Genomic DNA, 26,304 nt, shown 5'->3' with positions numbered 1-26,304 from the left:
AAATAAATTTAATAAAAACCGGACTGTAAATTTACCAATAATAAATGTACAGTCCGGCAATAATGCAGACCGGATTTTTTTCCGGCGGCGGAAACAGATTTTTATTTTACATGCCTGTCAACAGGAAAATCAGCAGCGGCCATTTCCACCATCATATCCACCTCATCAATCAGCGCATCATCGTTGCCGCCAAAGCCCACGCTTTTAAAACGTATGTTACCTGTTTTGTCAATAACGAATTTTGTAGGAATGCCATTCACCTTAAATTCTGATACTACTTTATCTTCGTTATCTAACAACACATGGAAGGGATAATTGTTCTTTTTCAGAAAATCAATGGCGTTTTGTTTTTTGTCTGCTTCAGTTTGCCAGGTATCAACAAAAACAAAAGCCACATCACCTCTTGCTTTTAATTTTTCCTGCACTGTTTTCATTGCAGGCATCGAAGCAATACAAGGTCCGCACCAGGTTGCCCAAAAATCAACGATCACTACTTTACCTTTTAATCCTTCAAGGCTGATATCATTACCATCAAGGTCTTTCAGGCTGAATTTTGGTGCCGGGTCGTTGGTCATCGTTTTGGCCATTTCTTCCCGCTTCTTCATTTTGGCGGTCATTTCCAGTTTGGCCAGGTAATCATCATAACCGGCATCCGATTTTTTTTCTGCTACATATAATGTTTTTAAAATGGCTTTTGTTTTAGAAGAAGCGGCACCATCCTTTACAAACTGTTCAATTTCTTTTTTAACTGTTGCAGGTGGCAATACTTTTTCCATTAACTGGCTGTAGCGTTCATTGTACTCTGCATTTTTATAATCGCTGGCAGCGGCTGCATCTTTAGCATAAGGCAAACCGGTTTTGTAATCACCCGTTTGATACATGATAAAGGCATACGTATCTGCATACATACCGTATTGGCTTTTGCGGCTTCCTGTCCATTGTTTGGTGGTAAAATAATCAGGCTTTTTTTCTGTGGGTTTTAGATTTTCAGCTTTGGCATAACTGGTGGCCGATAAAGACATTTTTTTTGCCTCGTCAATATTTTCATTGGCTTCTGCCATTGCCCAGGCAATATTATTATCATTGCTGGCCGCCATGGCTTTACTTAATTTTTGATTCCATTCGTTATAGGATTTATAATCTTTGGCTTTGGCGTAGGCATTGGCCAGCTGCGATTTTAATCTATCGATCGTAGCTTTATCATCCTCAGTTGGCGGGTACTGGGCAATATAATCATCGTACAGGGTTAGTTTTTTAGCCATGTCCTTTTCCGCATAAAATTTTGATAATGCTTCATTTTTTTTCCAGGATCCATTGGGAAAAGCCGTTTTCATCGCTGCGTTAAGGGTATCAACTTTGCCTTTTCTTTTATCCCTGGTGTACCATTGTATAAGTGTATTATAATCTTTCTCGGTCAGGTTGCCTTTATTTTCCAGGCTCAGCAATTCTTCTTTAATAATGGGGATAGCTTCTGCTTTTTTAGCGCTATTTAAACAGCTTAAGTAGGTGTTAAAAAAATCAGGATCGTTTTTCAGTGCCGGATTTTGTTTTAAACCTTCTTCAAAAACAGTAAAGGCTTTTTGGGCATTAAAAGTGATGCCGAAATAATCTTCGCCATAAAACCGTTGTATATTATAGATCGTGGAATAATACTGAGGAACCGGCTCGTTTTTGCTGTTGTACACCGGAACAAAATAACCTTTGCTGGCATTGATATCCTTTTCTTTACCAGATGAAAAAGTAAATGCAAAGCACTTGGTCTTATCATTTAATTTAAAATTACCCGAGAAAACGGTGCCTGCCTGTACCGCTTTGGGTTCTATCACTTTATATTCCGTGCCATCCAAAAGATACACCACAATATCTATCTTCTTTTCATCAATTAAGGGCGACAGTTGTTTGTTGTATTTAAAACTGACTGTTTGCCCGGCTTTGGGAAATTGCGGCGTAATGGTCAACGCTTCAAACTTAACCTGTGCTGTGGCGATACTTATAAAAGCGAATGCAATGGCAGATAGCAGAAATTGCTTCATTTGGGATGTTTTAAGATGAGGAATAAATATAACATGAAAAAAGCGAGGCTCAAATTAATTCTTGATAAAAGGTAATACTACCGGGTTAATTTTTCTGCCTGTTTCTTCCTGATAAACCAGGCTATGGTAAAGGAGGGAATTATATCTGTGTACGGAATTACTTCTTCCAGGAAATTGAGCACACCACCAATTACACCAAACCTGCCGCCAAATAATTTAAAAAAGATATAGCCCGAAAGGGGCGCCCAGATAATATCACCAAACTCTCCCAAACCCGGAACCGCATAGGTAGCCATACCAATTACATCCATGATGATGCAAATGGCAATATGCGGTACAAATACTTTTTTAGGTTCCTTCATACACTCAGATATATTTTGTTATCAATCCTTCAATACCACGGCCGTTTAAAAAATCATGCTGGTATTTTTTTATTTCTTCGGTGCTGATATCCAGTAAACCTTCTTTTTTCAATTCATGAATCTGTAATCTTTCTGTGATGGATAATTTGCCATCCAATAAAAACCCGATTGCGATCAGCAACTGGCACACTTCTTTTTCTTCTTTACCTGCGGCATGTAGTTTTTGGTAATAGCCTTCTTCCAGCCAATGCCTGTCTTTAGGCTGCACATTGTATATCTCAAATAAATTTTTTGTAAGAATAAAATGGTTCTGATGAAAATCTCTCTTACTTACTGCAATGTATTGTAAAGTATCGTACAATAAATTTTTAAATTCTTCAGTAGGTGCCTGGTCTTTGCGGATGCGGCCGCAAACTTCTTCAATAAGATTTTGCCCCATAATTATTACCCGGGCTTCTTTTAAAATTACTTTGGTTCCATAGGCATTCCACGCAGCAAAAACAGGAATGCCGGCAAAATCCTGCACTGCTTTAACGGCATAGCGCCCGAGCAAACGTTGTATCAAAATCTTAAACAACATATTGCTGAGCGTGGCTTTTAAAATGAAAAAAAAGTTCCAGGCCAGTAATGCTTTTTTATTAATGCCCTGCAAGGGGTCAATACCGTACTTTAAAATTTCCTTGTTCTTTTTTTCAAGGCCGATATTGATCAGCAGGTTGCGTTTGTCTTTTTCTTTTTTAGATTGATAATTTAAAAATCCGGTGGCCACTGCTATTTCATGCGCACACCAGATATTTAAGAAAGTGAGCAGCATAATTTCTATGATCACCAATACTACACTATATACCAGCATTATAACCGGTACAGCAAATGTTTTACCAAACAAACTGATATTGGCAGAAGGAAACAAATGTGGGAAAGCATATTGTGGTACATACAACAGCACTACTCCCATAGCGCCAAAAAATGCAGCCAGCCAGATCGCTATTTTTTCTTTGGTGCGTATGGTTTTAATCTCTTCTTCGGTCAATAAAAAAAGCTGGTTATCAGTATTAACTTTTCTTACGGGTAATATGCGGTAAAATAAATTGTATATCGGTTTCACCAATGCAAAATAGCGGATTTATTGAATGCTCAGTTCAAAAAATCCGCTATTCATATGATTTCATTATTCCGCTTAGTGAAGACAACAGCCAGGGTTACAATTTCACTTCCATCACTTTCTTATGCTTCCTGCTTTCTTCTGGCATAAAGCCCATTACATGGCTTTCAATAGAAGCGTCGATGGTGGAAGTAAGCAATGATGGATCGTGTTGCGACACTGCTTTTATCCAATCCTGCGCCAGTCTCCAGTCGCCTCCGCCATGCCCATCCGTATCCTGTTTCCATTCTGTTTTTTTGCCGGTTAAAAAATCGGTCATCACAAAACTGGTCATATCACCTACCACATCACCTAAGCTTCCCATTATTCTGGTTCTGCGGCCATCATAAGATGTAAATGCTTCCATGGAAAATGCTGCCGTTACGCCACCTTCAAATAAAATATTGGTAGTGTAATGATCGGGCTGGTCATTATCCATTTTGTACACACAACGGCCATAGTTAGTTGTTTTTAATTGCTCCAACACATAGGCCGCTTGTTTTTCTTTTTCTTCCGGCAGGTCAAAAACATAATTGCGTTCCCTCTTGCGGTAATAGATTTCTAAAGCAGAGTAAGGGCACTGGGCTTCTACTTTGCAACCGTCGGTACACCTTGCAGTACTGCCCGCGGGTGCATTTTTTTCGGTGAACCACTTCAGGTTTCCAAATGCCTGGATATTGGTGCAGGGTTTTTCCAGCATCCATCTTAAAATATCCAGGTCGTGGCAGGACTTTGCTAAAATGATCGGCGTGGTGGCAGCACTGTTATGCCAGTTGCCACGTACATACGAGTGGCTCATATGTATGTGCTCAATCGGTTCCATATGTTGTATACTGATGATCTCGCCTAACACGCCACTCTGCATAATCTCTTTCAGCTTTACAAAATAAGGCGCATAGCGAAGCACATGGCAAACCGCAACAATACGCCCGGTTTTTTTTGCCAGTGCTAAAATATCACGGCATTCTTTTTCGCTGGGAGAAATGGGTTTTTCCAACAACACATCATAACCCATGGATAGCGCTTTCATGCAGGGGCCATAATGCAGGTTATCCGGGGTGGTAATGATGATGGCATCAGCAAACTTGGGCCGTTTAAAAACATCTTCCCAGGTAGTAAACCGATGCTCATCTTTAATATTATGCTTTTTTGCATAACGCTCGTTGCGGATGGCAATAGGCTCTGCCACACCTACAATATCCAGCTGATCGGGGTAGGCTAATGAAAAACCGCCATACACATTGCCCCTGTTGCCGGCGCCACAGGTGATGGCCGTAACCGGTTTATCCAATTGTAATTTTTGCTGCGGCAATAAAATGCGCTGTTTATTTTCATCAACAGCCCATGATGAAAAAGGAAGAGCAGCAGTTCCGAAAGAAAGGCCTAATGCCCGTATGGCATCACGGCGTGACCAGGGTTTTGACATAAGCAATCAGTTTAAAATGTAAATGGTAAGCTTAAAGTTACAAATGTTTAGTGGCGCAATAAAAAATGTTTATTTTACAGATCACAACACTTGCTTATGACCGCAACCACTCAAAGATTTACTGCATTAGATGTATTTCGTGGCATGACGATCTGTTTTATGATCATTGTAAATACACCCGGTAACGGGGCCACTACTTTTTCGCCGCTGCTGCATGCCCGCTGGAACGGATTTACACCTACCGACCTGGTATTTCCTTCTTTCTTATTTGCGGTAGGTAATGCCATGAGCTTTGTAATGCCCAAATGGAGCAATCTTAAACAAAGCCAGGTGCTGTGGAAAATATTGAAAAGAACTTTTATTATTTTTTTACTGGGTTATCTCATGTATTGGTTCCCGTTTGTAAAAAGAGACCTGGACGGCAGTTTTATTTTTGCTCCTTTTGAAAACACCAGGGTTTTTGGTGTACTGCAACGGATAGCACTTTGTTATGGCATTGCATCACTGATAGTATATTATGTAAAACCTAAAACAGCGGTATTGCTTGCTGTACTGTTCTTATTAGCCTATTGGATTTTGTTGTATGTATTTGGAGATGCCACCGACCCCCTGGGTATGCAAACCAACGCAGGTTTTAAATTAGACCTATGGTTATTAAACGAAAAACATTTGTATCATGGTGAGGGTGTTGCATTTGATCCCGAGGGTTTGCTAAGCACATTGCCGGCTATTGCCAATGTGATTGCGGGTTATGTGGTGGGTAAATTTATTCAGCAAAAAGGCAACAGTTACGAAGGAGTAACGGTTTTATTATTGATTGGCGCAGCATTATTATTTACTGCCTATTGCTGGAACCTGACTTTTCCGGTGAATAAAAAATTATGGACGAGTTCTTTTGTTGTACTTACGGTTGGGTTGGATTGTGTCATTCTTGCCGCACTTATCTATATCATTAATTTTAAACACACAACCGGCTGGACCTGGTTTTTTGAAATACCGGGCCGCAACCCTTTGTTCATTTATTTATTATCAGAATTAGGTGCTACTTTATTATATTTTTCCAGGGTAGATAGCAAAACAACACTGTACCAATGGATATACAATACTATTTTTCAACCGGCAGGTGATTACCTCGGTTCTTTTTTATTTGCAGTTTGTTTTATGCTGCTGTGCTGGCTGGTAGCTTATTTTTTAGACAAAAGAAAAATTTACATCAGGGTATAATTACCGCACTACCTTTCTTTTTAAATAATTACTGTAATCGGGTATTTGCGTTTCATAATTCTGGTGCATCAGCGGGGAGGTAAGAATAAAATCAGCAGTAGCCCTGTCGCAGGCCAGTAAAATATTCCACGCCACACCCAGGCGCAACAGGGCTTTTACATCACTATCGTGTGCCTGAGCTTCCATGGGATCCCAGAAAAATATCAATACATCAATCTTCCCTTCTGCTATCATGGCACCAATTTGCTGGTCGCCGCCCAGCGGGCCACTCAGCATTTTCTTTACCGGCCGGTCCAGCTTTTCTTCCAGCATTTTGCCTGTAGTACCAGTGGCAATAAGGTCGTGCTTTGCCAGTACCAGTTTATTAAACTCCGCCCAATCTATCAGGTCGGCTTTTTTGTTATCGTGCGCTACCAGTGCTATTCTTTTACGTGGAGCAATCTTTCTGACCTCACTCATTTTGTTGATAATTTGTGATAAAAACGGGTTTTTTACTAAAATCGCCTATATTTGTTGTCGCCTCTCTCAATTCTATCAAAAAACCATCTCCCCTTAGCTACTAATATTTGATTGACTTGCTTGCATTATATGTAAAGTAAAACTAACTAATGTAAACAAACATTTATGAGGGAAACATTTACTAAGATAGGTGTTGTTATTGTATTTCTGTTATTGCAAGTTACTTCAGGTGCCCAAAAGCGTATTTATATTGCCAATGATGATCATACAGATTATATGTGGACGGGTAATGAGGCAGATTATGACTCGGCATTTTGCCATATGCTTGATTGGTGGATAGATCATAATGATGCAACCCTGGCCGCATATCCCGGTGCCGCTAATTATTACCTGCAAAGCAAATGGAATTGCGACGGTTCTTTTTGGGCATCCATTTATGAAAAATACCGGAGCCCGGCACAATTTACCAGGTTTATCAACCAGATAAAAAACGGGCAGATTACCTTACCTTATTCCCCATTAATATCTACCTATGGCGGTGTACCGGCAGAAGCTATTTTGCGGGGCATGTATTATGCAGGAAGCCTGGAAAGAAGGTATAATATTGATCTTGATATGGCCACCGCCATGGAAAACCAAACTCTTCCGCTGGGGCTTGGATCGCTTTGGCGTGGTGCAGGCGCCAAATATTGCTGGCACGGCGTATGCGGATGTTATACCCAGGTGCCCGGCCTCACCAGCAGGCAAAATGAAATGTACTGGTATAAGGGATTAGATACCAATAAAGTACTTTTAAAATGGTATAATTATCTTGATTATCTCGATCTGGGCGGGTATGCTGAAGTAAGGAACCCTACCGCTGCCGTTAGCAAACTGGCCGCAAAATGCGGCACCGCCGCTTATCCGTATAATATTGCTGCAGGCTTTGGTTATGGTAATGATGATTTTGAAACAGAAGACGACCTGTTAGAGGGCAGTTCAAATGCATCGCAGCAGGTTATTGTAAGCAATGAAGTGGATTTTTTTAAGGATTTTGAAAATACTTATGGCGGCACACCCGGCCAGATACCCGAAGTAGCTCCCCGTACTTTTGGCAACGAATGGGATCTTTCCTGTGCCTCTATTGCCGAAGTAAGTGCCAAAGTAAAGCGGTCGGTAGAAAAATTACGCGGTGCTGAAGCAATGGCTGCTATAATTACTAATTACAATCCAACTTTTGCAGGCACATTGGATAGTTTAAAAAAAGCGGCCTGGAGTGCACTGGGTTTATATTGGGAACATGATTTTGGCTTTAACGGCGTTTCGGGCTCTTCCGTTAGTTTTAGTGAGCGCAACGCTTTTCAGCGCAGGCTGGAAACCACCATATCATCTTACGTAAATCAATTGTACAATCTTGCACGAAGCAATTTAAGCGATCTTATCACTAACCAAATACCTTCCACCACCCGGTTTTTTGCCTTTAACCCACTGGGGTGGAAACGTACCAACTATGCCGATTATGCGTACACGCCTGCCGGCCAGGTTTATGTAATGGATGTTACTACTAATACAGAAGCACCTTCGCAAACATTTACTAAAAACGGGGTCTCTTATTTACGTATCCTTGCCGACAGTATACCGTCTATCGGGTATAAGGTTTTTGAAATCAGGAATGGTACAACTGCTTTTCCCAGCAACTGGTTTACTACCGGCACCAACGGAAGTTTTAAATTTGTTGAAAATGATTCCTATAAAGTTACTTATACCAACCAGGGAGTTATTACAAGTATCATTGATAAGCTGAATGGCAATAAGGAAATGGTAAAGCCAGGCGAATATGTTAATGACCTGGGCAGCGGTAATGGCAATAACGGAACAGCAGTTATTGAAAACTCAGGACCGGTGTCAGTTACTGTACTCACCACTACGGGTACCGGGGTTTCGCCGGCACATACCACAAGGATAACCCTGTTTAAAAATATTGCCCGGATAGAAATAGATAACCAGATAACACAGAATTTTTCCACCACTAAAACCTGGACCTATTCATTTAATATTAACAACCCCGAGGTATGGCACGAGGAAACAGGCGCAGTAATAAGGGCAAAGCTGAACAATCATGCCGGCCATTATGCTACTCAAAATGCAAGGTACGATTGGAGTACCCTGAATCATTTTGCCAGTGTAAACGATACGGTTACCAACTATGGTATTACCTTATCTAACCAGGATTGCTATTTTATGAAAATAGGGAGCAGCTCTGTAGCAACGCTGGATGAGAACAGTGCTCAATTAAATGTGCTGGCAGGCGGGGCTATCGGCGGATTTGGTATTCCGGGGCAGGGCGGAGATGCCATTTTTAATCAACGTTTTGCCATAACAAGCCACACCGGTTATTCAGCAGCAGCCGAAATGAAAAATGCACTGGAACACCAGGATTCTATGATCTGCGGCGCTGTATACAACCCGGTTAATTTTTTATTGCCTAACCAGTATGCCTATATTACCAACGATAACCCCGATGCCTTAATATGGAGTGTAAAACCCGCCGAAGAAGGGATAGACAGGGGAACAATTACACGGGTATGGAACCTGGACGATATTGATGCCACGTCAACACTTACTTATAGTTTGGTGATCAACCAGGCTAAACGTACCACTCACCTGGAAACAGATATTGGCGACAATATTTTCGGCAACAGAAACTTGTTGATAGCAATAGGGCATAACGAGATGAAAACATTTCGTGTAAAGCTCACAGTGATACCACTGGCTGCCAAGCCGGTTATATTAAGTGGCGATAAGGCCGGGGAATCTAATGTATTACATTGGAATATTGATAATGAAGCGGCTTATAAATCATATGAACTTGAAAGAAGTATTGACGGGCAGCAATTTGCTGCAATTGCAACAATAAATGCCACCGGTAATGCTAATAACAACTATACTTATACCGATAAAAACCTCAATATTGCCATACCCTTTTATTACCGTGTAAAAATATTCAACAAAGACAACAATAGTTTTAGCTACTCCAATACCATACTTATAAAGGCAGCCAATGAAGCCTCTAATATTGTATTGTTTCCTAACCCGGTAACCGATATTTTAAATGCCAACTTTATATTAACCAAAAAAATTCGTGCTGCAGTGGCTATTTACGATATGGAAGGCAAAATTGTAAAAACCTTTGAGCCGCCGTTGTTTGAAAGAGGAAATAATTATTATACCATGCCCATAAAGGATCTGCCGCCCGGCGAATATGTATTTTCAGTAATAGCCGGGGATCAGAAGTTTACAAAGAAATTTGTTAAAGAGAGTCATTAATGCCTGCGGCAGGTTATTGTGTTTGTAAATGGCCTCAAAAGGGCCATTTACTTTTACCCACACCAGCTCAATTTCATGGTTATTTAATGCGGAAAGCCGGGTTAAATAGCGTACCTTTGCACCTTCAAAAAAATAGGTAAAAATTATAACTGTACTGGTTTTCAATATTTTACCACAATAATTACATAATGAATATTCGTAACATCGCTATCATTGCCCACGTAGATCACGGAAAAACGACCCTGGTGGACAAAATTTTGCACAGCACCAACATCTTCAGGGATAACCAGGAGACAGGTGAATTGATCATGGATAATAATGACCTGGAAAGGGAAAGAGGTATCACCATTTTCAGTAAAAACGTATCTGTAACTTACAAAGGCGTTAAAATTAACGTGATTGATACTCCCGGCCATAGTGACTTTGGTGGTGAGGTAGAAAGAGTTTTAAAAATGGCGGATGGTGTATTGTTGTTAGTGGATGCGTTTGAAGGACCAATGCCACAAACACGTTTTGTATTACAAAAAGCGTTGCACTTAGGTTTACATCCTATAGTGGTAATTAATAAAGTAGATAAACCAAACTGCCGCCCTGATGAAGTGCATGATGCAGTTTTTGAATTATTCTTTAACCTGGATGCTACAGAAGAGCAGTTGAACTTTCCTACTATTTACGGTAGCAGCAAGAATGGCTGGATGAATACCACACTTGATGAAATTGATAATATCTTCCCGTTACTGGATGCAATATTGCAACATGTACCCGAACCAAAAGTGAATGAAGGTACTACCCAGATGCAGATCACTTCATTGGATTATTCTTCTTTTTTAGGAAGGATTGCGGTAGGCAAGGTTGCCCGTGGTACTGTAAGGGAAGGGCAGCAAATTGCCCTGGTACAGGCAGATGGCGGCATTAAAAAAATGAAAGTAAAAGAACTGTACACTTTTGAAGCTTTAGGTAAAAAGAAAGCAACTGAAGTAAGTGCAGGTGATATTTGTGCAATAGTTGGGCTGGAAACTTTTAATATTGGTGATACCATTTGTGATGTGGATTTTCCTGAAGCATTGCCGGTGATAAGCGTGGATGAGCCAACCATGAGCATGATGTTCAGCATTAATAACTCCCCGTTCTTTGGCCGTGAAGGTAAATTTGTTACCTCCCGTCACTTAAGAGACAGGCTGATGAAAGAAACAGAAAAAAACCTGGCGCTTCGTGTGGAAGATTCCGATAGTGCTGATAGCTTCCTGGTGTACGGAAGAGGTATTTTGCACTTAGGTATTTTGATTGAAACCATGAGAAGGGAAGGATTTGAATTAACTGTTGGTAACCCACAGGTATTGGTAAAAGATATCGATGGCAAAAGATGTGAACCTTATGAGAACCTGGTGGTAGATGTGCCTGCAGAATTCAGTGGTAAAGTAATTGACCTGGTTACACAGCGTAAAGGCGAAATGCTGATCATGGAAAGTAAAGGCGAAATGCAGCACCTGGAATTTGATATTCCTTCAAGAGGGCTGATCGGTTTACGTAGCAATATGTTGACCAATACAGCAGGAGAAGCCGTAATGGCTCACCGCTTTACCGATTACCGCCCATGGAAAGGCGTTATACCAGGCAGAAGTAATGGTGTGTTGTTATCTAAAAATACCGAAAAAACTACAGGTTATTCTATTGATAAATTACAGGACAGGGGAAGGTTTTTTGTAGATCCGGGAGATGAAGTATACGCAGGACAAATTATTGCCGAGCATATTAAGCCAGGTGATTTAAATGTTAATGCTACTGAACCTAAAAAATTAACCAACCACCGTGCAAGCGGTAGTGATGATGCCAGCAAGGCGGCTCCTAAGATCATGATGACGCTGGAAGAGTGTATGGAGTATATTCAGCAAGACGAGTGTATTGAGGTTACACCAAAAAGCATTCGTATGCGTAAAGTGATTTTAGATGAGAACGAACGCTCAAGGGTTTCCAAGCAAATGAAGACCGAAGCGGTATAAAATAATATTTCACTTTCTTTATTAACCCGGAACTAATACTTCCGGGTTTTTATTTTGTCTGCCATTTATCTCTTGGTTTAAAGTTCCCCTTGTTTTTAATAGTAAATTTTTAGAGCTATGTTTGCGTAATTTATAATTATGGATGCCTCAAATTGCATGTTGTCTGTAATAATGCCTTGCTTTAACCACGGTATTTATTTGCAGGATGCTTTAGACAGTATTAAAAAAGAAAAAGTTAGTTTTTCTTTTGAAGTGATCATTGTTGATGATGGTTCAACAGATGCGTATACACTTACCAGGCTTGACGAATTAAAAGTGCAAGGCTATACCGTAATTCATCAGCAAAATGGCGGCCCGGCAGTGGCAAGAAATACCGCTATAAAAAATGCCAGGGGAAAATATATTCTGCCATTGGATGCGGATAATATGCTGACACCGGAATATATCAATACCGGCGTTGCCATTTTAGAAAAAGGCGAATACCAGGTAGTATATTGTTCGCCTGTTTTTTTTGGCGATACAGGAGCAGGCGCAAGAACTTTTAAATCGATTCCCTTTGATATTACCGAATTATTAGCAGCCAACTACATAGATAATTGCGCCATGTTTTCAAAAGAAGTATGGATAAAAAATAACGGCTACGATACCGATATTCCTTACTGGGGCCACGAAGACTGGGAGTTTTGGATAAATGCTTATGCCAACGGCTTTAAATTTTATTTTATAAGCGAAAAATTATTTCACTACCGCATTGTGGCGGCTTCAGTAGCCACGCAATTTAAAGACGAAAAAAAGCGGACGGATAACCAGAACTACATTGTAAAAAAGCACCACCGGCTTTATCTTGGCGAATATCTTAAGCTCAACTATATCCGTAAAAAATACAAAACAGATATTCAACGGTTCCTTTTGGCGCCCTTTATATTTTCGGGCTACCTGCTCAATATCATTAAATCGCCGTTTAAAAAAGCGGAAGAAAGATTTAAAAATAAAAATGCTGCAGAATAAATTTTGAGGTCAGTAGTTGGCTTTAAAAAACATTTTAAAGCTGTACAGGTTTTTCCTGAACCTGGGTTTGTTTTTAATTACCAGTAATGTATCAATATTTTTAAAAAAGAAAAGGCTGCGGTGTAAGCTTAGTTTGCGTGTAAATAAACCCAGCATTTCGCCCAGTATTTGCCTGGTAGCATTGTTGGTGATGGGGGCTTTTTCAAAAGCTTTTAATTCCCGCAGTTTAATATCAAACTGCTGGGTTTTTGTTTTTCGTTGTTTTTTATTTTTAGATTTCCCCACACCTACTGCATTAGTATCGTGCTGGCGGTATTGCACCAGCGGCATGTCAACATATTTAATGCCATTATTGGCTGCGGCACAAAAACTGATCCACCGGTCAAACATCAGTTCGGCAGGTAAGGGCAATATCTTTTTTGCAAATGCCGCTCTCATTATTATCGTGTGCCCGGGAACGCAATTGCCCATTAAAAAGGGAGCACCATCGTAATAGGATTGCAGGTTCATTAAAGATTTAAATTCCCGGTGTAGGGATTGGCCGTTCTTATCAATTAAAAGAGAATTGGAATAAACGGCATCTTCCTTGCCGATCTGGCTCAGTAAGGTTTCAATCTTGTTTAATTCCCAGATATCGTCCTGGTCAGATATAGCAATAAAGTCGCCGGTGCAGTTTTTAAAAGAATGTTCAAAAGTTTTGGTAACACCGCTGTTAACCGGGTTAATAAAGAGTTTAATAAAAGCATATTGCCTTTGAAAATCGTTGATGATTGAAACTGTGCTATCGGCAGATGCATCATCAGTGATAATAATCTCTATATTCTGATATGTTTGATTAACGATACTTTCCAGCTGGGCTGCAATATATTTTTCTCCGTTATAGGTTGCCATTGCAACAGATACCAGGGGAGCCGTGTTTGCCATAGTATTGATATTTGCAAAAAATCCGGTTAAAGATAGCTAAAGAAAGTTGCCGGTGAAAAGAATGACTAGGGTAAAACCATTATAACGGTGTTTACCGCTTATTGAGGACCATTAATTAAACACTACAATTACAATTCTACAATGATATAGCTGACTGGCTTTACTTCATGGCATCCAGCCTTTTTTTCATAGCCTCGGCCATTTTAGGATTTACTTTTTTAAGCTCCTCGTACATTTCAAGCGCTTTGTCTTTCTGGTTCAGTTCCATATAGCAATACCCGCTGTACAGCATGGGCAGGTCGTTTACGGATATGGCCAGGTTCTTTTTAAATTGTGCTATCCCTTCTTCGTAAGCCTTAAGCTGGCGGTAGGCATGGCCCAGCTCGTTATAGGCAGGCTTGTAATTATTATCAATTTCAAGGGCTTTTACGCCATACTTTACGGCTTCCCTGTAATATTCTTTTGCGTTATTGCACCAGGCCAGGCTGTAGTATGTTACCTTGTTGGTGCTGTCAAGTTTTACTGCCTTTAAATAATTTTCTATGGCATCATCCGGCCTTTTTATTACATCCCTGTAAATATTGCCCATGGCAATATAGGCATCGGTAAAAGCCGGGTTTATTTTTACCGCATTTTTTAAAATGATAATGCCACTGTCTGGTTTGCTGGCTTTTACATAAGCTAATCCGGCATGTATATAGGCAGAATCATATTTTTTGTACAGGGATATCGCTTTTTTATAGGCCACTATGGCTTCGGGCACCCGTCCGGCTTCTTCCAGTGTCAATCCTTTCTGATATAATGTAACCGCTTGTTTTGGCGGCTGGGCCATTGCAAAAGCCGAAACAAGAATACCCAGTAAACCAGTGTAAAAATATCTGATCATGCAGTAAATAATTTATAAGCAAAGTAAAAGTAAGTTTACCTTCTGTAAACAGTTTTTTTTAAAATTTTTAGTTAAACAATCCACTTAAAAAGGCATATTCTTCGCTAACTTTGCTATTGCAAATGAAAAAGATTTTTATCATCATAATATTGGTTTTCAGTGCCATTCTTTTTGGCCCTACAAGCAAAGCACAGTGTTCGGTGTGTACCAAAACGGCTTCGCAAATGGGTGAAAAGCCTGCAAAAGGGCTTAACCAGGGTATATTATATTTAATGTTTGCACCCTTTGCTATTGTGGGTATAGTAGGCTATCAATGGTGGAGAGGTAATAAAGAATATGAAGCCTGATCAGGGTTGATTTTCTTTGAGCCGGTTATGGCTGCCATCGCAAAACGGGGGTGTTTTGGTTTGTTTACACTGGCAAAACCACACTTCTTCTTCCTTTTCAAATTCTACTTTTAAACTACGGTAAGGCAACACAGGTTCGTTATGCTCATTAATGGTATGCTCAATGCGCTTGTGGGTACCATCGCAAAAAGGTTGCTTTTCGCCACTAAGGCCACAGGTACACCAGGAGTATATTTTGCCCGGTACAACATTTACCATTGCCGGCTCTTTTTTGGCAATATGCGGCAGGTTTTTATTGGGGATCATTTCCATCAGAAGTATTTTTTTATAAACTGGTACAAATTAAAAGTATCACCTTCGGCAGCTATTTTGTTTTTCAGCTCTTCTTTGCTAACATCCTTCATGCGTTTTTGTTCAATAAGGCGATAGGCTTTTTCGGCCAGCAGCCAGTTGCGCCTGGTATTCAGCGGCAGTTGCCTGGTATTGCTTATCAGCGACAGTAATTCTTCAATGCCTTTTTTTTGCGATGCAGTGGTTTTAATAACCGGTACCGGCATGGTATGATTATGAAAGGCAGGCGCCAGCATGAGGCGTAAATTTTTTACAAACTGGTCGGCATCGGGCCTGTCGGCTTTGTTTACCACAAATACGTCTGCAATTTCCATCAGCCCTGCCTTCATGGTTTGTACTTCGTCGCCGGCTTCGGGCACCACCACCACCACAGTTACATCTGCAAGGCCTGCTATTTCTATTTCACTTTGCCCTACACCCACCGTTTCCACAATAATATAATCAAAGGCAGCAGCCTTAAACAGGTCGGTTATTTCAATGATCTTTGGATGAAGCCCCCCCAAAGAACCCCTGGTGGCCAATGAACGGATAAATACATTGGAATTATTGTACCAATCACTCATGCGGATTCGGTCGCCCAGTAAAGCCCCTAAATTAAAAGGAGAGGAAGGGTCAACACAAAGCACACCAACACGTTTGCCATCAGCAACCAGTAATGCAGTTAAGGCATCTACCAATGTGCTTTTGCCAGCGCCTGGCGGGCCTGTAATACCAATAACAGGGGTGTGAGAAAATGGTAATTGCTCTAACAGATTTTCGTAACCGGCTACTTCATTTTCAACAAGAGAAATACAGCGGGCCAGTGTTTTACTATTGCCTTGTTGTATTTCTTTTAACTGTTGCTGCCACATAAGCAAAGTAACAAATTAATAGGGGCATTCCCAACAAAGGTGTTACGGGTTAATCTTAATGCAGCAGTTTTAATAATTGCAAACAATTTAGCCGTAACCCGTAACTCAAACCCGTAACCCACACCCAAATTAATTTTTAACAGGCGTTTAAGTTGTTGGTCTTTATTGTTTCTTTGCAAAGAAGAGTTGCGTTTAAAGCCTATTGCAGTAATGTTATTATCGGTAGTTATCATAACCAGGAACGAAGCCCATATTATTGGTACCACACTGCAAAGCCTGCAGGGGATTACCGATGATATTATAATTGTGGATAGTGGCAGTACCGATACTACCATTGCCATAGCCAAAAGTTTTGGTGCCACCATTATTGAAACCAGCTGGGATGGTTACGGCCCTAATAAAAATAAAGGTATTGCTGTTGCCAGGTATAACTGGATATTAAACCTGGATGCTGATGAAGCCATCGACAGCACACTTAAAGCCGCCATTCAACAGCTGAACCCGGCCGACGAAAACACCGTATATAATTTTAAATTCAAAAATTTTTTTTGCAATAAATGGATACGGTACGGAGAATGGTCGGGTGATAAACACGTACGCCTGTTTAACCGCAATATCATCCGCTGGAACGATGCTGCTGTGCATGAAGGGCTTACTTTAAACAATACCACAAAAATGCTGTTATTGCCCGGCCATGTGCTGCATTACACCACGCAGAATATAGATGAATATATCAGCAAAACAATTAATTACGCCAGGCTAAATGCCACTAAATATCATGTGCAGGGAAAGCAGGCAAATTTTTTTAAATTGCGTATGGCTCCGGGACTTACTTTTTTTCAGCATTATATTTTACGCCTCGGTTTTTTAGATGGCTGGGAAGGTTACCTGATTGCTAAAACCACGGCCTGGTACACTTTTTTAAAATACAGTTTTTTAAAAGAGATGAACCGGCAATAAAAAAAACTATACTTGACAAACTTTATCCCCATATTTCCACTTGGTATTGTTGTGTATCCCGGCGAGCAGCTGAACCTGCATATTTTTGAACCCCGGTACAAACAACTGATAAAAGAATGCTTTGATACTAAAAAACCATTTGGTATTCCTCCCGTAATTGATGATAAATTGCAGGAAACCGGCACCCTGGTAAGAGTGCTTGAGATTACTAACGTATACGACGATGGCAAGATGGATATTAAAACAGAAGGCCTGCAGGTATTTACCATTTTAGAATCGATAAAAGAACTACCGGAAAAATTATACAGCGGCGCCATTGTAAATTATCCTGAAAATGTGGAAGCCGGCAACCGTGCGTTGATGCAGAATATTATTGCAGCCATAAGAGAACTGCATAAATTGCTTAAAATAAATAAAGAGTTTAAAAAACCGGATGCCGAATTGTGGAGTTATGATGTGGCGCATCATGCAGGCCTATCCTTAACTGAAGAGTATGAACTGCTGCAATTACTGCATGAATTACAAAGGCAGGAATACTTAAAGCGGCATCTTAAAAAAGTAGTGCCGGTAATTGCAGAAATGGAAACTTTAAAAGAACGGGTGCAACTGAACGGGCATTTTAAAAACTTAAAAGGATTTGATATCTGACAGTTGACAGTTGAAAGTTGAAAGTTGAAAGTTGAAAGTTGAAAGTTGAAAGTTGAAAGTTGAAAGTTGAAAGTTGAAAGTTGAAAGTTGAAAAAGTTATTTGCTTTGCAAGGTAGTGACAATCTGCAGGCATCTAAACTTCTAAACTCTAAACCTCTAAACCTCTAAACTTGTCAGCTCCTGAACCTCTAAACCAAATAAAATGAAAACACTTTGTCTTGATTTTGGGAATACCCGCCTGAAGGCTGCCATCTTTGAAGGAGATAACTTTAAAGAGGAAATTGTATTACCTAATGAGGAGATGTTTACTATTGAAAGGCTGATGGCTGTTCATCAACCACAAAAAACAATTTTATCTTCTGTTATTAATCATAATCCTGCGCTGGAAACCTTCCTGGCTTCCAAAACAAAATTTCACAAGCTATCGCACCTTACCAAAGCGAATTTTACCACGGCTGTGGGTAAGCCTGAAACCATCGGGGCAGACAGGCTGGCGCTGAGTGCTGCGGCAGTGCATTTTTACCCGGGAAAAAATAACCTGGTAATAGGGCTGGGTACCTGCATTACCTATAATTTTATCAATCAATATCACCAGTTTATAGGGGGCAGTATCTCTCCGGGTATGGAAATGCGCTTTAAAGCTATGCAGGTGTTTACGGCAAAGCTGCCTTTGGTGCAGGCAGAATGGAATTTCCCGGTTATCGGGTACGATACCAAGACCAATATGCAAAGCGGTGTAATAGCCGGAATTGCCTATGAAATGGACGGATTTATTGATGAATATGCCCAAAAATACGGCAACTTTAACGTGGTTTTAACCGGGGGTGATGCGGCCTATTTTGCTCGTCGGCTTAAAAACAGGATATTTGCCGACAGTAATTTTTTATTTAAAGGACTTTATGCACTCAGCGAAACTAACAATGACTAAATTTATACCCGTACTTTTTGTGGCATGTGGCTTTTCTACAGCGGTTGTTGCACAGGAAAATTCTCCCTATTCAAGATATGGCCTAGGCGATCTGGCACCCAATCATAATATTGCATCCCGGGCAATGGGCGGCATTGCTGCCGGACTTTTAGATATCAAAAGCAGCCTGGAAGGTTTTGGCAGTATCAATTTTGTAAACCCGGCAACGCTGGGCATGATGCCCCTCACCATTTTTGATATTGGCGGCGAAGTAGATATCCGGAATTTAAAAAGCACCAACCCGGTTAAAAAATTCAGTTCTACCAATACTATCTTCTCTTACCTGCAGTTAGGCTTTCCGCTTACAACAGAAAAAATGCGTAAGAAAAAAATATTCTGGGGCATGAGCCTGGGGTTAAAACCGGTTACCAAGGTGAACTATAAAATTGAAAAATTTGGCCGCCTGAATAATATCGACAGTTTAAATACCTTATACGAAGGCAGCGGCGGTACCAACGAAGCGTTTATTGGCACCGGCTTAAAAATAAAAAACCTGAGTTTGGGTATTAGTGCCGGTTACCTGTTTGGTAATAAAGATTACAGTACAAAATTGAATTTTATTAACGATACGGTTACCTATTACAAATCAAACTCTGCCAACAAAACTACATTTGGCGGCATTTTAGTAACCGGTGGTTTTCAATACGAAATTCCGCTGAATAAAGATAAGGACCAGTTGTTTCCCCGTTTGCGTATAGGCGCCTACGGTAACTTACAACAAAGCCTGAAAGCAAAACGTGATGATATCAGGGAAACTTATGAGTACGATGTAAACAATGCGGCTTACCGTATTGACAGCGTGTATGAAAATAAAGATGTAAAAGGAACGATACAATACCCGGCTTCAGTGGGTGCAGGCTTTACCTACCAGGATCAGCACTGGATATTAGGTGCCGATTTTGAAAGGACCAACTGGAACAAATACCGCTACTACGACCAGGCCGACCAGGTACAAAGCAACTGGACATTAAGAGTGGGCGGACAATACTATCCTGCCAAGATAAATACCCCGGTAAAAAAATATTTTAACTATGTAAAGTACAGGGCAGGTTTTTATTATGGTCCTGATTATATTAAAACCAATAACAGCCGACCTGAGTATGCTATTACTTTAGGAACCGGTATGCCATTAACTTCTTTGCAAAGAGTAAGTTATTATACTACAGAATATGTGGTGCTGAACACTGCTTTGGAAATTGGCAACAGGGGCGATAAGAATGCCAACCTTAAAGAAACTACGGTACGCTTTAGTATTGGAGTTTCTATGAATGCCAGCTGGTTTATTAAACGCAAGTACAATTAATAAAAGGTGGGTCACCCCCCAAAGGGTGGCTCACCTGGTGAAAAAACAAAAAGGCGAACAATTAAAAATGATTTTTAAAAAAGCCTATATACAATTAAGTGCAGTCTTTATCTCAGGCTGCATTTTTTTATCGGCTTGTGAAAACACCACCAAAGAAATTGATGACCTTACCAAAAAAAAACTGGGGGTAGAAGAAGCCGTTAAAGTAAATGTGAATTATACCAATAATGGCAAGACCAAGGCCATACTGCAATCGCCACTGATGCTAAGGGTGCAGGACACCTTGCCCTATGTAGAATTTCCTAAAACATTGCACGTAGATTTTTATAACGAGACGGCAAAAATTGAAAGTATACTGGACGCCAGATACGCCAAATATATAGAAAGCCAGAGTAAAATTTTACTGAGGGATAGCGTACGTTTTATTGGATTAACCAACGGGGATACCCTGTACTGTGATGAATTATACTGGGACAGGAGCCGCCCTACCTACCAGTTTTATACCGATAAGCCGGTTCAGATAAGAACCAAAATGCAGATCATTAATGGAACCGGTTTTGAAACCAGCCAGGATTTTAAAGACAAGCATGTCATCAATCCTACCAACACTATTATAAAAGTGCCTGCATCGCAGTTTCCGGAGAATTAAGCGGAGCTATTTAAGACTTATATTTTAATCCCCGGTCAAGTTTACCTGTTTACGCAGTCACCTGTTGTACATAACATTACTATGCATGTACAATAAGAGCAATGCTTTGTTATATAACAGTACGAAAGGAGCGAAGTCAAACAATAAATTTAAGCAATAACTTTTTTGCAATCCCCCAAATAAGAGTGGGAAAGGCACCCCTGTATTTGGGGTACTAACGCTATGCCATACCCTTAAATTATAAAATTTTTAGAAATAATACTTTGGAATGTTTTTATTTCGAGTGCATTTTTTTATTTTCGCATTTCTAAACCTTCTCCCATTCACATAACGGCGTTAAATTAACTGCGGGTATACTGTAGAGGTACTTTTATAAAGTAAACCGGAATTGTATAGCCAGTGATTTTTAACAGTACTGAAGCTTTTTCTATAGGCGGATAGTGAATAGCCGTTAAAACCATAGCAAAATAATAAAGCCAATTACCTTATGAACCGTACCCGGTCCTTTATATTAATACTGCTTATTGGTGCTTCATATCTCAGTGAAGCACAAACAGATTCTGTATTGCAATCTCTGCAACAGGTTCCTTTAAAATACATACACCAGGTAGATAAAAAAATAGACAAATACAGCAACCGCATTGCCAATAAAACTGAAAAGACGTTAACCAAACTGAGCAAATGGGAAAATAAAATCCACAGCCTTTTGTTGAAAGTAAATCCCGAAGCAGCCCAACGCCTTTTTGCCAATAATCAACTCACTTTTGCGGCAGCATTAGAAAAATATAAGAAAGGCGAAGCTGTGGTTGCAGCGCAAAGAATGAAATATGACGAATACAGGGATAAACTAACCACTAGTTTAGGCTACTTAGAGCAGCAAAAAGAAAAGCTGGATGAAAAGCTAATTGCGCCGGTAAAGAAGGCCAGGCAAAAAGCAACAGCACTGGAAGAACAGGAAGCTAATAGCGAAGCGATGCAACAGTTCATTAAAGAACGGAGAAAGCAATTAATGGATCAGGCGCTGCAATACCTGGGCAATAATAAATACCTGCAAAAGATATCCAAAGAAAATTACTACTACATAGAGATCCTGAAAAATTACAAAGCGATTTTCAACGATAAAAAGAAGGCAGAAGAAACAGCACTAACCATCTTAAACAAGATACCTGCATTTACAAAATTTGTACAGCAGAATGGTATGCTGGCAAAACTCTTTGGCTCATCATCCGCCGGTGGCGCAACACCCAACCTTGCCGGATTACAAACAAGAGCCAGTGTAAACGCTTTAATACAGGAACAGATTGCTGCCGGAGGCCCCAATGCCCGTGAACAAATTATGCAAAACATCCAGGCAGCACAAGCAGAACTAAATAAATTGAAAGATAAAGTACTAAAGGCTGGTGGTAACAATACTGAGATACCCGATTTTAAACCGAATCAAACCAAAATAAAAACCTTCAAACAGAGATTAGAATTCAGCAACAATTTTCAGTTTGCAAAAAACAACAGCCTTGTGCCCACTACCGCAGATATTGGATTAAGCCTTGGCTATAAATTGAACGACAAGTCAGTTATCGGGCTTGGCGCTAGCTACAAAATTGGGTTAGGTAGCATTCAACATATCAGCATCAGCCACCAGGGCATTGGCCTGCGGAGTTTTGTAGACTGGAAACTGAAAAAACAGTTTTACATAAGCGGTGGATATGAAATGAATTACAATGCAGCCTTTAAAAATATTCAGCAGTTGCAAAGTTTTAATGACTGGCAAAATGCAGGACTGGTGGGATTGACGAAGAAGATAACTGTAAAAACCAAGTGGACGAAGGGAACAAAGCTGCAATTGTTGTATGATATGCTGGCGAGGCAGCATGTGCCGGTAAGCCAGCCGGTAGTATTCAGGGTTGGATATAATTTTTAAACTATAAGAAATAAAGAAAATAATAACCTTAATGAAACAAATAGTAATGACAGCGATGGCGTTGTGTTGGTACAGCGCCTCACTATGTCAAACAAACGATCCTGGTAATTTTGCAAAAATGTCGGATTTTTTACCGCCGGCACCTAATGCGGCGGCTATTATAAAACACAGTGAAATAACACTGAATAAGAATACAGGTAGCCCCGCCATTAATATTCCTTTGTATGTTCTTAAAGGTAATAAACTAAGTGTTCCTGTATCACTTGGTTATAGTTCTACAGGAATTAAGGTTGATGAAATAGCATCAAGGGTTGGTATGGGATGGACGCTGAATGCAGGAGGAGTGATTACAAGAACGCAGCGTGGAAATCCTGACGAGCAGAGTATGCGGATAGTGCCGCCTTACGAACCGGTTCAACAAAATTGCGGCAGTTTTAACTATATGAATAATATCAGCACCAATATCAGTTATGATGCGGAGCCGGATCTTTTCAATTTCAGTATGAATGGAATTTCGGGAAGTTTTGTACTGGACAGTGATATGCAACCGATGCAGATACCGGCAGGAAGAAACAAGATTGAATATGATTTTAACGGAACTGCCTGGAATTTTAAAATTACCACAACAGACGGTATAGTTTATTATTTTGGCGGTACAGGTGCAATTGAAAAAACAAAACGGGAAACTTCCTGTGGTAAATCCCATGCTGATTATGTGAACAACGCCTGGTACCTGTCTAAAATCGTACACCCTTCAGGTGAAACAATAACCTTTCAGTACACGCCGATAACCTACACTTACGACAATGGAGTAAGCCAGTCTTTGGAATGGGTAAATCCTCAATTGGATTGTGGTATAGTGGGGCCAACAGTAAGTTGCCCCCCGGGTGGCCCTCCATATAGCTATTCAACCTGTACTAATAAAGTAAATACACAAGGCGTATTACTGAGTTCTATTTATAATGCAAGCAGTACAATTTCTTTTTCTTATCAAACACGTGCTGATTGCGGAGATAAACTGGTGAGCAGTATTACTCAAACTATTGCTCAAATCAATGCTCCTGCTTATCAAAGTAGTTTTAATTTTAACTATAATGAGCAGCAGGCAAATCTTGCTTATGCAAGTGAAACAGCTACCGGTTATGATAAAACGCCTTACCTGGCAAGTTTACAGGAATTCTCATCCGGTAATCAATTCAGCAAGACACATTACTTTAGTTATAACGACCCTGCCTCCCGGCCACCAAGATTGTCTTTTTCGCAGGATCACTGGGGATATTTTAATGGAAAAAATAACCAGGGATCTTTTATCCCCAAACCCGATGATATAACCCTGAAGCAGCACTTTCCAACAGCTACGGCTAACCGGGAACCTGACCCCGTGTTTGCCGGCAAAGGAATGCTGACAAAGATTGTTTATCCAACAGGCGGAATAGACAATATTGAATATGAAGGTAACCAGGTACAAAATGTAACCACATCTTATAAAACCTATCATGAATTTACCTGTAGTGTACAAGGTAATGCGATTTTTGAAAATTCACAAATATCCAATTTTAGTATTGACAATGCCCAGCAGATACAATTGGTTATAAATAGTGTTGGTACAGGAGTATTTGAAGAAATTCATAATTACAGTACCGTAATTGTTAACGGACCCCAGGGCAATGTATTTACCGGGGTATTCAGGCCATCTGACGGAACCTGTATACGTTACCTGAATCCAACATATCCCTTAGCGCCGGGGAATTATACTATAACCTTAAAAGCAAAAGGTGCACCTATAACCACATCTGTGGTAATGAAGTACTATCCAAAAACTACAAGTTCGATCAATAAAAATACAATAGTAGGAGGAGTAAGGGTAAGAAGGGTATTTACCGGAAACCCGGGAGAAACACCTATGATAAAAAAATATTACTATGCGGATATTGCCGATCTTACTGTTTCTTCTTTATTTAATGTTCAGCATCCACAATATTCAAAAAATTATCAACGCTCTTTAAACTGCATCGCACAAATCGGCACCGGCGACCCTGGTCCGCTGCGGTGTCATCAACAGTGTACTGCTATGTATTCCGGCTCTTTAAATAATTTATACGATTATCATTCTTCTCCAATAAGTTATGGTTCGGTAATTGAAAGCGTTGGCGAAAATTTTGAAGGCGGAGCCACACAATCTAAATTTTATACCGGTGCAGATGCAAGAGGGCAGGTGATATGGGGGCAGGACATACCCAATGCAACGTTGAGTAATTTTAGCAGTATTACCAATGGAAATCTCAGGGAAGTAATACATTATAAAAAGGCGACTAACGGAAATTTATTTCCGTTAAAAAAGACGGTATATGATTATCCGGTTGATAACAGGGCGAACAGGGAAGTATTTGGTTATGCAGTAAACAAAGCATATGAAATTTATGCATACCCGGGTAATAACTGCCCTCCTTCAACTTCTGTAACCGAAGACCAGATAAATGCTTTTGATATGGTGAAATACAGCATTATTTCTTACTGGGCACCGTTAAAAACTACCACAGAAACGGTATATGATGAGAATGGGCAAAATCCTGTTACGTCAATATCTAATTATTATTATGATAATACCAGCCACCTGCAAGCTACCCGGATCGAAGGCACTAACAGTAAGGGGCAATCTACAAAAACAACGACGACTTATCCGCATGATTATGTGGGTAACAGTGTGTACGATGCGATGATCGCTAATAATATCATCAGCCCGGTAATTGACACAAAATTGCAAACCGGCAATACCATAACAAATGAACAGAAAGTAAATTATGGCTCTTATAATTCAGGTAATCTATTACCTCAAACTTTTCAAACTGCTGTAAAAGGCAATGCACTGGAGACTGAAGGAAGTTTTGACAGGTATGATGCAAATGGCAATGTATTACAGCTTACCAATAATAAGACAGGGATTGTGACTACAATACTATGGGGTTATGGTTACAAATACCCTGTTGCTGAGATAAAAGGTGCTACATATGACCAGGTTGTCGTTCAACTATCGGCAGGAGGTATACCGGCTTTGCAAACTATGGATGATGCTGCATTACAGGTGGAGTTAAACCGTATACGAACCAACCTGCCTTCAGCATATGTTACAACTTATACTTACAAACCCGGTGCAGGAGTAACATCCATTACCGATACCCATAATAAAACAAATAGCTACGAATACGATGCTTTTAACAGGCTATTATTAGTTAAAGACCAGGATGGTAACGTGGTTAAAAAGAACGAATATATGTATACTACACCCGACCCAGGTGCAACTACAGCTTTATTTTTTAACCAGCCGTTTACCAGTTCTATACAATGCCAGAGCTGTGCGGCCGGCTATACTGGAAACTTTGTAAGTTATACCGTGCCTTATGGGAAATATTTTTCACTGATATCGCAGGCAGATGCAGATGCAAAGGCATTACTTGATACAGAAGGCCAGGAATATGCCAATAAAAATGGCACCTGCTCAAGTGCCTGCGATGTACCTACTAATCAATAATACTCCGGAACC

21 protein-coding genes are annotated in these 26,304 nt (G+C 40.2%); 12 read left to right on the top strand and 9 right to left on the bottom strand.

From position 1 onward, the window contains the following. Positions 1-101: 101 nt before the first annotated feature. The 4 genes from ACYVM0_RS18740 to ACYVM0_RS18725 all read right to left on the bottom strand — a co-directional run bounded on the left by ACYVM0_RS18740 (position 102) and on the right by ACYVM0_RS18725 (position 4,962). Positions 102-2,033, bottom strand: a complete 1,932-nt coding sequence (locus ACYVM0_RS18740) for a TlpA family protein disulfide reductase (protein ID WP_460559515.1) — start codon at positions 2,031-2,033, stop codon at positions 102-104. 77 nt (positions 2,034-2,110) lie between these two features. Continuing rightward, positions 2,111-2,395: a hypothetical protein gene (locus ACYVM0_RS18735; protein ID WP_460559513.1), complete on the bottom strand. Its 285-nt coding sequence runs from the start codon at positions 2,393-2,395 to the stop codon at positions 2,111-2,113. Between the two features lie 4 nt (positions 2,396-2,399). After that, positions 2,400-3,500 (bottom strand): LBF_2804 family protein, encoded by a 1,101-nt coding sequence (locus tag ACYVM0_RS18730; RefSeq protein ID WP_460559511.1) that lies wholly within the window; start codon positions 3,498-3,500, stop codon positions 2,400-2,402. Positions 3,501-3,594: 94 nt separating this feature from the next. Continuing rightward, complete coding sequence (locus ACYVM0_RS18725) at positions 3,595-4,962, bottom strand: Gfo/Idh/MocA family protein (protein WP_460559509.1); 1,368 nt, start codon at positions 4,960-4,962, stop codon at positions 3,595-3,597. 96 nt (positions 4,963-5,058) lie between these two features. On the opposite strand from ACYVM0_RS18725, the gene ACYVM0_RS18720 reads away from it, so the two are divergent. Further along, a complete protein-coding gene (locus ACYVM0_RS18720; protein ID WP_460559507.1) occupies positions 5,059-6,186 on the top strand; it encodes an acyltransferase family protein in 1,128 nt (375 codons plus the stop codon). Here the strand turns inward: ACYVM0_RS18720 and ACYVM0_RS18715 are convergent, their stop codons facing one another. Continuing rightward, entirely contained in the window at positions 6,187-6,645 is a 459-nt protein-coding gene (locus ACYVM0_RS18715; protein WP_460559505.1) for a methylglyoxal synthase, read from the bottom strand. 165 nt (positions 6,646-6,810) lie between these two features. Between ACYVM0_RS18715 and ACYVM0_RS18710 the strand changes: the two genes are divergently transcribed. The 3 genes from ACYVM0_RS18710 to ACYVM0_RS18700 all read left to right on the top strand — a co-directional run bounded on the left by ACYVM0_RS18710 (position 6,811) and on the right by ACYVM0_RS18700 (position 12,959). Continuing rightward, a complete protein-coding gene (locus tag ACYVM0_RS18710; protein WP_460559503.1) occupies positions 6,811-9,951 on the top strand; it encodes a T9SS type A sorting domain-containing protein in 3,141 nt (1,046 codons plus the stop codon). A gap of 188 nt (positions 9,952-10,139) precedes the next feature. Further along, the gene (typA, locus tag ACYVM0_RS18705) at positions 10,140-11,951 is read left to right on the top strand and encodes a GTP-binding protein TypA/BipA (protein WP_460559501.1); all 1,812 of its coding nucleotides are present in this window, start codon (positions 10,140-10,142) and stop codon (positions 11,949-11,951) included. A 138-nt stretch (positions 11,952-12,089) separates the two neighbouring features. Next, positions 12,090-12,959, top strand: a complete 870-nt coding sequence (locus ACYVM0_RS18700) for a glycosyltransferase family 2 protein (RefSeq protein ID WP_460559499.1) — start codon at positions 12,090-12,092, stop codon at positions 12,957-12,959. A gap of 9 nt (positions 12,960-12,968) precedes the next feature. On the opposite strand, the gene ACYVM0_RS18695 is transcribed toward ACYVM0_RS18700, so the two are convergent. Then, a complete protein-coding gene (locus tag ACYVM0_RS18695) occupies positions 12,969-13,883 on the bottom strand; it encodes a glycosyltransferase family 2 protein (protein ID WP_460559497.1) in 915 nt (304 codons plus the stop codon). A 160-nt stretch (positions 13,884-14,043) separates the two neighbouring features. Then, entirely contained in the window at positions 14,044-14,769 is a 726-nt protein-coding gene (locus tag ACYVM0_RS18690; RefSeq protein ID WP_460559495.1) for a tetratricopeptide repeat protein, read from the bottom strand. Between the two features lie 122 nt (positions 14,770-14,891). On the opposite strand from ACYVM0_RS18690, the gene ACYVM0_RS18685 reads away from it, so the two are divergent. Beyond that, a complete protein-coding gene (locus ACYVM0_RS18685) occupies positions 14,892-15,116 on the top strand; it encodes a hypothetical protein (protein WP_460559493.1) in 225 nt (74 codons plus the stop codon). Here ACYVM0_RS18685 and ACYVM0_RS18680 read toward each other — a convergent pair whose 3' ends face one another. Together ACYVM0_RS18680 and meaB are read right to left on the bottom strand one after the other, a co-directional pair. Further along, on the bottom strand, positions 15,117-15,428 hold the full coding sequence (locus tag ACYVM0_RS18680) for a CDGSH iron-sulfur domain-containing protein (RefSeq protein ID WP_460559491.1): 312 nt from the start codon (positions 15,426-15,428) through the stop codon (positions 15,117-15,119). After that, positions 15,428-16,318, bottom strand: a complete 891-nt coding sequence (gene meaB, locus ACYVM0_RS18675; RefSeq protein WP_460559489.1) for an ArgK/MeaB family GTPase — start codon at positions 16,316-16,318, stop codon at positions 15,428-15,430. Before meaB ends, ACYVM0_RS18680 begins: the two co-directional genes overlap by 1 nt. Positions 16,319-16,528: 210 nt before the next feature. On the opposite strand from meaB, the gene ACYVM0_RS18670 reads away from it, so the two are divergent. From ACYVM0_RS18670 to ACYVM0_RS18640, 7 genes are all read left to right on the top strand, one after another. Continuing rightward, positions 16,529-17,278, top strand: a complete 750-nt coding sequence (locus ACYVM0_RS18670) for a glycosyltransferase family 2 protein (protein ID WP_460559487.1) — start codon at positions 16,529-16,531, stop codon at positions 17,276-17,278. A gap of 12 nt (positions 17,279-17,290) precedes the next feature. Beyond that, entirely contained in the window at positions 17,291-17,926 is a 636-nt protein-coding gene (locus ACYVM0_RS18665; protein WP_460559485.1) for an LON peptidase substrate-binding domain-containing protein, read from the top strand. Between the two features lie 202 nt (positions 17,927-18,128). Continuing rightward, positions 18,129-18,854 (top strand): type III pantothenate kinase, encoded by a 726-nt coding sequence (locus tag ACYVM0_RS18660; RefSeq protein WP_460559483.1) that lies wholly within the window; start codon positions 18,129-18,131, stop codon positions 18,852-18,854. Then, positions 18,847-20,196 (top strand): hypothetical protein, encoded by a 1,350-nt coding sequence (locus ACYVM0_RS18655; RefSeq protein WP_460559481.1) that lies wholly within the window; start codon positions 18,847-18,849, stop codon positions 20,194-20,196. Before ACYVM0_RS18660 ends, ACYVM0_RS18655 begins: the two co-directional genes overlap by 8 nt. A 37-nt stretch (positions 20,197-20,233) precedes the next feature. After that, positions 20,234-20,845: an LPS export ABC transporter periplasmic protein LptC gene (lptC, locus tag ACYVM0_RS18650; RefSeq protein WP_460559479.1), complete on the top strand. Its 612-nt coding sequence runs from the start codon at positions 20,234-20,236 to the stop codon at positions 20,843-20,845. A 487-nt stretch (positions 20,846-21,332) separates the two neighbouring features. Continuing rightward, complete coding sequence (locus ACYVM0_RS18645; protein ID WP_460559477.1) at positions 21,333-22,763, top strand: hypothetical protein; 1,431 nt, start codon at positions 21,333-21,335, stop codon at positions 22,761-22,763. 31 nt (positions 22,764-22,794) lie between these two features. Then, on the top strand, positions 22,795-26,292 hold the full coding sequence (locus tag ACYVM0_RS18640; protein WP_460559475.1) for a DUF5977 domain-containing protein: 3,498 nt from the start codon (positions 22,795-22,797) through the stop codon (positions 26,290-26,292). The last annotated feature ends 12 nt before the right edge of the window (positions 26,293-26,304 follow it).

Source organism: Ferruginibacter profundus (assembly GCF_054783275.1).
This window is presented reverse-complemented; position numbering and strand designations above follow the sequence as displayed.